This is a genomic window from Pseudoflavonifractor phocaeensis, assembly GCF_016901735.1.
Classification (GTDB): domain Bacteria; phylum Bacillota; class Clostridia; order Oscillospirales; family Oscillospiraceae; genus Pseudoflavonifractor_A.
The window spans coordinates 1-8,393 of sequence record NZ_JACLZC010000088.1 but is presented as its reverse complement, the minus strand read 5'-3'; the positions used below and the strand labels follow the sequence as shown (position 1 = coordinate 8,393).

Below are 8,393 nucleotides of genomic sequence, written 5' to 3'. Positions count from 1 at the left end.
GCCACAAAGGTGCCTCTCCCCCGGCGGACCTCCAGCACTCCCTGGGCGGTGAGGGTGCGGATGGCGTCCCGCAGGGTGGTGCGGCTCACCCCCAAAGAGCGGGACAGCGCCACCTCATTGGGCAGCTTGTCCCCCGGCCGGAGCTGCCCCTCCACCGCGATGCGCTCATAGAGCCGCCGGGCGGTCTGCTGGGATAAATTCTCTTTTTCCACGCCAAATGCCTCCTGACCTCTTGACATCTTTTTTTCTATGATATACTATGTAGTCATACAATGCAAGAGTAATCATACAACTGATTTCCGGTTGTGATAAGGAGGAACTATATATGCGCAGTGATGTCATCAAGGTGGGCGCGCCTGCCGCCCCCAACCGGTCCCTGCTCTACGCCCTGGGCTACACCAAGGAGGAGCTGGAGCGCCCGCTGGTGGGCGTGGTGTGCTCTTACAATGAGATCGTCCCCGGCCACATGAACCTGGACAAGATCGCCGAGGCGGTCAAGGCGGGCATCCGGGCCGCCGGCGGCACGCCGGTGGAGTTCCCCGCCATTGCCGTGTGCGACGGCATCGCCATGGGCCACGTGGGTATGAAATACTCCCTGGTGACCCGGGACCTGATCGCCGACTCCACCGAGGCCATGGCCATGGCCCACCAGTTCGACGGCCTGGTCATGATCCCCAACTGTGACAAAAACGTCCCCGGCCTGCTGATGGCCGCCGCCCGGGTGAATGTGCCCACCATCTTCGTCTCCGGCGGTCCCATGCTGGCCGGCACCATGAACGACGGCCGCCGCACCTGCCTCTCTCATATGTTTGAGGCGGTAGGCGCCTACTACGCCGGCAAGCTGGACCAGGACGGCCTGGAGGAATATGAGAACAACGCCTGCCCCACCTGCGGCTCCTGCTCCGGTATGTACACCGCCAACTCCATGAACTGCCTGACCGAGGCCATCGGCATGGCCCTCCGGGGCAACGGCACCATCCCGGCGGTCTACTCCGCCCGGCTCCGCCTGGCCAAGCACGCCGGTATGCAGATCATGGAGCTCATCGAAAAGAACATCCGGCCCCGGGACATCATGACCGCCGCCGCTTTCCACAACGCCGAGACCATCGACATGGCTCTGGGCTGCTCCACCAACACCATGCTCCACCTGCCCGCCATCGCCCACGAGTGCGGCATTGAGCTGTCCTTCGACATGGCCAACGAGATCAGCGGCAAGACCCCCAACCTGTGCCACCTGGCCCCCGCCGGCGACACCTATATGGAGGACCTGGACCGGGCCGGCGGCGTCTACGCCGTCATGAAGGAGTTGACCAAAAAGGGCCTGCTGGACACCTCCCTCATCACCTGCACCGGCAAGACCATCGCCGAAAATCTGGAGGGTGTGGTCAACCGGGACGAGAACCTGATCCGGCCCATCGACAATCCCTACTCCCAGACCGGCGGCATCGCCGTCCTGAAGGGCAACCTGGCCCCCGACGGCTGCGTGGTCAAGCAGTCCGCCGTGGCCCCCGAGATGATGGTCCACGAGGGTCCCGCCCGGGTCTTTGACAGCGAGGAAGAGGCCATCGCCGCCATTTACGCCGGCAAAATCGTGGCGGGCGACGTGGTGGTCATCCGCTACGAGGGCCCCAAGGGCGGCCCCGGTATGCGGGAAATGCTCAATCCCACCTCGGCCATCGCCGGCATGGGGCTGGACAAGGACGTGGCCCTCATCACCGACGGCCGGTTCTCCGGCGCCACCCGGGGCGCGTCCATCGGCCATGTGAGTCCCGAGGCCGCCTCCGGCGGCACCATCGGCCTGGTGGAGGAGGGGGACCGCATCGCCATCGACATCCCCAACCACACCATTACGCTGAAGGTGTCCGACGAGGTGCTGGCCGCCCGGAAGGCCGCCTGGGTCTGCCCCGAGCCCAAGATCAAGACCGGCTATCTGGCCCGCTACGCCAAGCTGGTCTCCTCCGCTGACCGCGGCGCCGTGCTGGGCTAAAAGAAAAATATATAGAACGCTCCCCTCCGGCTTTGAAAGGCTGGAGGGGAGCGTTGTTAGGCATCTGTTTTATCAGGAATTAGCTGGAGATCTTCTACAAAACAAACCCATTTGAGATTTGCCAAAGGGCTTTTATAAACTTATACAAACTGAATCTTTTCATCGCTCATAATAAACGGAACGGAATTTTTTAAAGCCTTGTACACTTTTATGTATTTTCCCGGATATACGATTGGAAAATACAGAAATTTAATTTTGGCAGACATCGCATCCATTATATTTTTTATGTAATATATATCCGCACCAGAAAGAGAATCCCACTGATATGCGTGTGTATGGAACATTCCCAAAAATTCTTTTCCATGACTGCAAAAATTGGAAATACACTTATTTAGAAATTTTACATTTGGAATATATTTTATTGTCGAATCATTTGCTGCATTTCGCCCAACATCAAATACAACAGTATCTACTATTGAATTGCATCCCAATAGTATCCCACCTGTTTCTGGAGGAACCTTTGGACAGTTAATCAATTTGCAATGTGCTTTTTTTGTAATCAACAATTTTAAACCTCTGCTGTAATAAAAGAGCCCTGATACGGCAATGCTTTTTTAAGGCTGCCCATCAGGACTCTTTCTTGATCTGTTGCTTAACCATCCGAGACACGACAACGCGGATAATTGTCCGAACACGCAGAGTAAGCCCGTTTTGCCTTGAGTGCCATAGAACGTTCCATGTCGCTTCTCATGGGTTTCTATTTCCTACACCTGCTAATGTGGCTTACCGCTTAAAAGAAAGACACCCTTGCCGCTCACGCGGATAGTAATAGCTGCCATAGTGGCTGCAATACTGACGACCATTGCTATCCTGATCCCTGGGGTTCCAATAAATGCACCCATCAGCACAATTGTGTCCGCAAAATTCGCCTTCGGGAATCACTACTTTTTTAACCTTTTCTTCTTCCATAATAAAACACCCGCCTTTCAATTTATCCATACTAAAACATAGCGAATTAAAATTACTCCTATTTTTCTCCTTTCTTTATATTCAAAGTTCTTATCGAACTTTCTTACTTATTTCCGAGATGCTTGTGCATTTTGCTTTTGATCAGCAGACCTTTCAGGTTTTGAATATTCTTCTACCGCCGCTTTCATAAGTGAAGATAACTCGCTTCCATCAAATCTGTTGCAAATATGTTCACTTGCTTCAAAATCCCCCAAAAATCTTACGCCATATAAAGTACAACTGGCTTCCGATTTATCATTGCTTAAATGATAATAGTTGCAAAAAAGGCAACAATCATCACCATTACCATTTTTTATTTTTTTGAAACCGGCACTTTTCAAACGTTCCTCCGCACTCATCCGCTCTCCTCCCCCTTTTTCTTCTTCATTCACTTTGGAAAGCCATACTGCTCCAGCTATTACGAGTGCCGCAACAATAATTGCTAATATAGGATTTTTTACAAATAAAGCAATTATTAAAACAACCGCCAAGAACTTTACCATAATAAACTTTCTCCTCGTATCTTTCTCTTTATTTTGTTGGTAATTATATCACATATAATTCTTATAGTTAATATATAATTCTTATAGTCACTCTTTTGAAATGGGAATTTTGGGTACCATAAAGTCTGAAAATCCCATAAGAAAGGCGGCCGAATTTTATGATTGACTATACTTTATTGGGAAAAAATGTACGGAATCTCCGTCATATGCGCGGATACTCCCAGGAGCATTTGGCAGAAATGTGCGATATCTCCACTTCTTTCTTGGGTCACATTGAGCGTGGCACCAGAAAAATGTCCCTGGAAACTATGATGGCGCTGGTCAATGCTTTGAAGGTAACTCCTGATATGCTGCTGTTGGATCAGAAAAACCTCTATGAAGATGCGATCTTTTCTTTTTTAGGCAGCTTAACCTTTACAAATTCAGAGCAAAAGAAACGCTTTTATAATGCGGTTCGGGCAATTGCCAAGGGAAGAGACTTGCTGTAACACCAAAAAGGACGCTACAGGAGGTGACTCCTGAGGCGTCCTTTGCTGCGTTCTCTTCTATTTTATATTACACTAAAAGTATCATCCGGCGGCTGGTGGAGGATAAAGTGGTTCCGGTCCGCCTCCAAAAGCCCCTCCCGGCGCATTTTGCCCAGTTCATTGGACAGGGCGCTGCGGTCCACATTCAGGTAGTCGGCCAGCTGCTGGCGGCTGAGGGGGATGTGGAATTCCAGCCCGCCCTGCTGGGCCGCCTGGAAGGAGAGATAGGAGAGAAGCCGGCCCCGGATGGTTTTGGGGGCGGTATGGAAGATGCGCCGGGAGAGGGCCAGATTTTTGTGGGCGGAAATGGCCAGCAGATTGGCCACCAGACGGCCGTGATGGGCGCATTGACGGAAGCACTGGTGGAGCATCCGTCCCACATCCAGCCACAAAACCTCCGCCGGCTCCGAGGCCACCACGCTCACCATCATGGGCTGCTGGGGCAGGGCGGCGTAGGTCTCTCCAAAGACGTGTCCCGGACCCAGATGGTCCAGCATACTCTTGTTGCCCCATACGTCGTCGCTCTCCACCGACACCCGGCCGGACAGAAGCAGCCCCATGGACCGGGTGGTCTGCCCGGCATGGAAAATCACGCTGCCCTTGGAATAGCGCCGTTCCTCCGCCCCCAGACAGGCCAGCATCTCGCTGATCTCCTCCAGACTGTTTCCATGGAAGAGGGCGGTTCTTGACAAAAATTTCAGGTCCATAGCCCCTCCTGATGTTGGAATAACAACATACTTCCCACAGAAAGTGTAGTATACTCAAAGCAATCTGTCAAGTATATCAGGAGGAATCCATATGATCCGGAAAATTATCACCATCGACGGGGCAAAATGTAACGGGTGCGGGCTGTGCGTCGCCGCCTGCCACGAGGGGGCCATCGGCCTGGAAAACGGCAAGGCCGTGCTGCTGCGGGAGGACTACTGCGACGGCCTGGGGGACTGTCTGCCCGCTTGTCCCACCGGCGCCATCACCTTTGAGAAGCGGGAGGCACCGGCCTACGACGCGGCGGCGGTAGAGGCCGCCAAGGCGAAGAAGGCGGCGTCCTGCCAGTGCCCCGGCAGCCAGTCCAGAACCCTGACCCCGCCGGAAGAGGGCCGCCAGGTCCGTCCCGGCGGTCAGCCCTCTCAGCTGCGCCAATGGCCGGTGCAGATCAAGCTGGCCCCCGTACACGCCCCCTATTTCGACGGGGCCCACCTGCTCATTGCCGCCGACTGCACCGCCTATGCCTACGCCTCCTTCCACGAGGACTTTATCCGGGGCAAGATCACCCTGGTGGGCTGTCCCAAGCTGGACGGGGTGGATTACAGCGAAAAGCTCACCCACATCCTGCGGGACAACGCCGTCCGGGCGCTGACCGTGGTGCGGATGGAGGTGCCCTGCTGCGGCGGCCTGGAACGGGCGGCGGTGGAGGCTTTGAAGGCCAGCGGAAAATTCATCCCCTGGCAGGTGGTGACCATCTCCACCGACGGCCGGATTCTGGACCGGTAATTCGTGTATTTTTCAGGAGGAACCGATAAAATGGAACCGCAAATGTTTTGCTATCAGTGTCAGGAGACGGCGGGCTGCACCGGCTGCACCCGGGTGGGTGTGTGCGGCAAGACCCCGGACGTGGCCGCCATGCAGGATCTGCTGGTCTATGTGACCAAGGGCCTCTCGGCGGTGACCACCGCCCTGCGGAAGGCCGGGCAGGAGATTGACCCGTCTGTCAACCACCTTATCACCCTCAACCTCTTCACCACCATCACCAACGCCAATTTTGACAAAGCCGCCATCGAGGACCGCATCCGGGCCACCCTGGCGGAAAAGGAACGGCTGCTTTCCCTGGCGGACAGAACTTCCCTCCCCGCAGCGGCCCTGTGGGACGGCGCCGGCGACTGGGCGGAAAAGGCCAAAACGGTGGGGGTGCTGTCCACCAAAAACGAGGACATCCGCTCCCTGCGGGAGCTCATCACCTACGGGCTCAAGGGCCTGTCGGCCTACTCCAAGCACGCCAACGCCCTTCTGCGGGACGACGGCCAGGTGGACGCCTTTTTGCAGCGTGCCCTGGCCGCCACCCTGGATGACAGCCTTACCGTGGAGGATCTGGTGGCCCTCACCCTGGAGACCGGCAAGTACGGCGTCCGGGGCATGGCCCTGCTGGACCAGGCCAACACCGAGACCTATGGCAATCCCCGGATCACCAGGGTCAAGCTGGGGGTGGGCAAAAATCCCGGCATCCTGGTCTCCGGCCACGACCTGCGGGATCTGGAGCAGCTGCTGGAGCAGACCCAAGGGACCGGCGTGGACGTGTACACTCACTCGGAGATGCTCCCCGCCCACTACTATCCGGCCTTTCAGAAGTACCCCAACTTCGTGGGCAACTACGGCAATGCCTGGTGGAAGCAGAAGGAGGAGTTTGAGGCCTTCAACGGCCCCATCCTCATGACCACCAACTGCATCGTGCCCCCCAAGGACAGCTACAAGGACCGGCTCTACACCACCGGCGCGGCGGGCTATCCGGGCTGCAAGCACATCCCCGGCGAGATCGGCCAGCAAAAGGACTTCTCCGCCCTCATCGCCCACGCCAAGAAGTGTCCGCCGCCCCAGGCGCTGGAGACCGGCGAAATCGTGGGGGGCTTTGCCCACGCCCAGGTGCTGGCCCTGGCCGACCGGATCGTGGAGGCCGTCAAGAGCGGCGCCATCCGGAAATTTGTGGTCATGGCGGGCTGCGACGGCCGGGCCAAAAGCCGGGACTATTACACCGAATTTGCCAAAGCCCTGCCCGGCGATACGGTGATCCTCACCGCCGGCTGCGCCAAGTATAAGTACAACAAGCTGCCTCTGGGGGACATCGGCGGCATTCCCCGGGTGCTGGACGCGGGCCAGTGCAACGACTCCTACTCTCTGGCGGTCATCGCTCTGAAGCTCCAGGAGGTCTTTGGCCTGGCGGACATCAACGACCTGCCCATCGTGTATAACATCGCCTGGTATGAGCAGAAGGCGGTGATCGTGCTGCTGGCCCTCCTCTCTCTGGGGGTCAAGCACATCCATCTGGGCCCCACGCTGCCTGCCTTCCTCAGTCCCAACGTGGCCAAGGTGCTGGTGGAGCAGTTCGGCATCGGCGGCATCACCACCGTGGAGGAGGATCTGGCCCGGATGCTGGGTTAACCGCCAAAGAACAGGGACAGCAGGATGAGGACCTCCCGGGCCAGCAGCACAAAGAGCGCCAGCTGTCCCGCCAGGGCCAGCAGATAGAGCAGGGCGCGGCCCAAGGTCCTCACTCTGCCCATTTCGCGGACCGTCCTGGCCCGCTCCCGCCGGGAGAGGAAGAACCGCAGGGCCTTTTGGTGGATCTCCGGAATCCCGCTCAGGGCCTCCAGGACGGCGCCGCCGTCGGTGAGGCTGGCGGGCAGCAGGTTGACCAGGACCAGGATGAAATTATTGATGCCGATCTGAAGGAGCACCCCGCCGGTCCACCCGCCCACGGTGCAGGCAAGCAGGCAGAGCACCGCCAAAATGGCGTTGGCCGCTATCCCGGCCGCCGCGACGGCATAGTCGCCCACCCGGTTGTCCCATTCCCGGGTATGGGACACATACATGCCCATGGGCAGACAGAGCAGACAAAAAAGCCCCAGCTCACAGACATGCCCCCGGAAGGAGACCGCGCTGACCCCGTGGCCCAGCTCGTGGAGCAGGATGCTGACCATCAGGCCCAGAAGGACCAGGAGATAGCCATAGAGCCCGATGTCCTCCAGCTCCCGGGACAGCTCCGCCAGCCGGAGGGGCAGGAGCGCGGCGGCGGCCACCAGGCTCAGCGGGCCCAGCACCATCAGCAGCAGGGTGATCCAGTTGGTCAGGCTGCCGGGGACCAGCGGCAGGGGAGACAGCCGTACCAAAAAGAACGGCCCCACATAATGGGCCACCCGCCTGCCCCGGCGCAGCAGGCCGCGGCGCATCAGCCCTTCCAGCAGCGCGTCCACCTGTGCCTCGGGCACCCCCTCCAAGGCCGGACAGCAGTACGGGCTGCCCCCGGCCCCCTCCAGGTTTACCAGGAAGTCCGCCATCTCTTCTGAAATCTCATATTCCCCTCTCCAGGTTTCAACGGTATAAACGGTTTGGTCTCCATCTTTGTATTCATAAATGGAGACCTCTTTTTTCAGCGTCGGATATGGAAACAGCATGTCCTCTCCCCCCTTTTGAGAAAAACGGCGGTGGGAGCCAATTGTCACGGGTTCTTTTGAAAAAAGAAAAGCAGAGCCGTCCCTTCGGACGGCTCCGAGCCTGTCGAAAAAGTCCAGCGAAAGCTGGGCTTTTTCGTTTAAGAGAGTTAAAATAGGAGTAGGTGGTGAGAGAGATGCTGGAGCGCGGGAAAATGGACCGCAATGT

10 protein-coding genes are annotated in these 8,393 nt (G+C 57.4%); 4 read left to right on the top strand and 6 right to left on the bottom strand.

What is annotated here, in order from left to right:
* Nucleotides 1-212, bottom strand: a 212-nt coding sequence (locus H7U37_RS13715; protein WP_338049841.1) for a FadR/GntR family transcriptional regulator, incomplete at its 3' end; no start/stop codon positions are given.
* A gap of 113 nt (nucleotides 213-325) precedes the next feature.
* Here H7U37_RS13715 and ilvD point away from each other — a divergent pair.
* Nucleotides 326-1,987, top strand: a complete 1,662-nt coding sequence (ilvD, locus tag H7U37_RS13710) for a dihydroxy-acid dehydratase (RefSeq protein ID WP_204876544.1) — start codon at nucleotides 326-328, stop codon at nucleotides 1,985-1,987.
* A gap of 140 nt (nucleotides 1,988-2,127) precedes the next feature.
* On the opposite strand, the gene H7U37_RS13705 is transcribed toward ilvD, so the two are convergent.
* The 3 genes from H7U37_RS13705 to H7U37_RS13695 all read right to left on the bottom strand — a co-directional run bounded on the left by H7U37_RS13705 (nucleotide 2,128) and on the right by H7U37_RS13695 (nucleotide 3,498).
* Nucleotides 2,128-2,553 carry a hypothetical protein gene (locus H7U37_RS13705; protein WP_204876542.1) on the bottom strand — a complete coding sequence of 142 codons (426 nt, stop codon included), beginning with the start codon at nucleotides 2,551-2,553 and terminating at the stop codon, nucleotides 2,128-2,130.
* A gap of 217 nt (nucleotides 2,554-2,770) precedes the next feature.
* Nucleotides 2,771-2,986, bottom strand: coding sequence for a hypothetical protein (locus tag H7U37_RS13700; protein WP_204876541.1), 216 nt, complete (start codon nucleotides 2,984-2,986; stop codon nucleotides 2,771-2,773).
* A gap of 77 nt (nucleotides 2,987-3,063) precedes the next feature.
* Nucleotides 3,064-3,498, bottom strand: a complete 435-nt coding sequence (locus tag H7U37_RS13695) for a hypothetical protein (protein WP_204876540.1) — start codon at nucleotides 3,496-3,498, stop codon at nucleotides 3,064-3,066.
* A gap of 158 nt (nucleotides 3,499-3,656) precedes the next feature.
* On the opposite strand from H7U37_RS13695, the gene H7U37_RS13690 reads away from it, so the two are divergent.
* The gene (locus H7U37_RS13690; protein ID WP_204876539.1) at nucleotides 3,657-3,986 is read left to right on the top strand and encodes a helix-turn-helix domain-containing protein; all 330 of its coding nucleotides are present in this window, start codon (nucleotides 3,657-3,659) and stop codon (nucleotides 3,984-3,986) included.
* A gap of 62 nt (nucleotides 3,987-4,048) precedes the next feature.
* Here H7U37_RS13690 and H7U37_RS13685 read toward each other — a convergent pair whose 3' ends face one another.
* Nucleotides 4,049-4,732, bottom strand: a complete 684-nt coding sequence (locus tag H7U37_RS13685; protein WP_204876538.1) for a Crp/Fnr family transcriptional regulator — start codon at nucleotides 4,730-4,732, stop codon at nucleotides 4,049-4,051.
* 91 nt (nucleotides 4,733-4,823) lie between these two features.
* On the opposite strand from H7U37_RS13685, the gene H7U37_RS13680 reads away from it, so the two are divergent.
* Together H7U37_RS13680 and hcp are read left to right on the top strand one after the other, a co-directional pair.
* On the top strand, nucleotides 4,824-5,516 hold the full coding sequence (locus H7U37_RS13680; RefSeq protein WP_204876536.1) for an ATP-binding protein: 693 nt from the start codon (nucleotides 4,824-4,826) through the stop codon (nucleotides 5,514-5,516).
* Between the two features lie 30 nt (nucleotides 5,517-5,546).
* Nucleotides 5,547-7,175 carry a hydroxylamine reductase gene (hcp, locus tag H7U37_RS13675; RefSeq protein WP_204876534.1) on the top strand — a complete coding sequence of 543 codons (1,629 nt, stop codon included), beginning with the start codon at nucleotides 5,547-5,549 and terminating at the stop codon, nucleotides 7,173-7,175.
* On the opposite strand, the gene H7U37_RS13670 is transcribed toward hcp, so the two are convergent.
* Nucleotides 7,172-8,188 carry a site-2 protease family protein gene (locus H7U37_RS13670; protein WP_204876532.1) on the bottom strand — a complete coding sequence of 339 codons (1,017 nt, stop codon included), beginning with the start codon at nucleotides 8,186-8,188 and terminating at the stop codon, nucleotides 7,172-7,174. The genes hcp and H7U37_RS13670 overlap by 4 nt on opposite strands.
* Nucleotides 8,189-8,393: the final 205 nt, after the last annotated feature.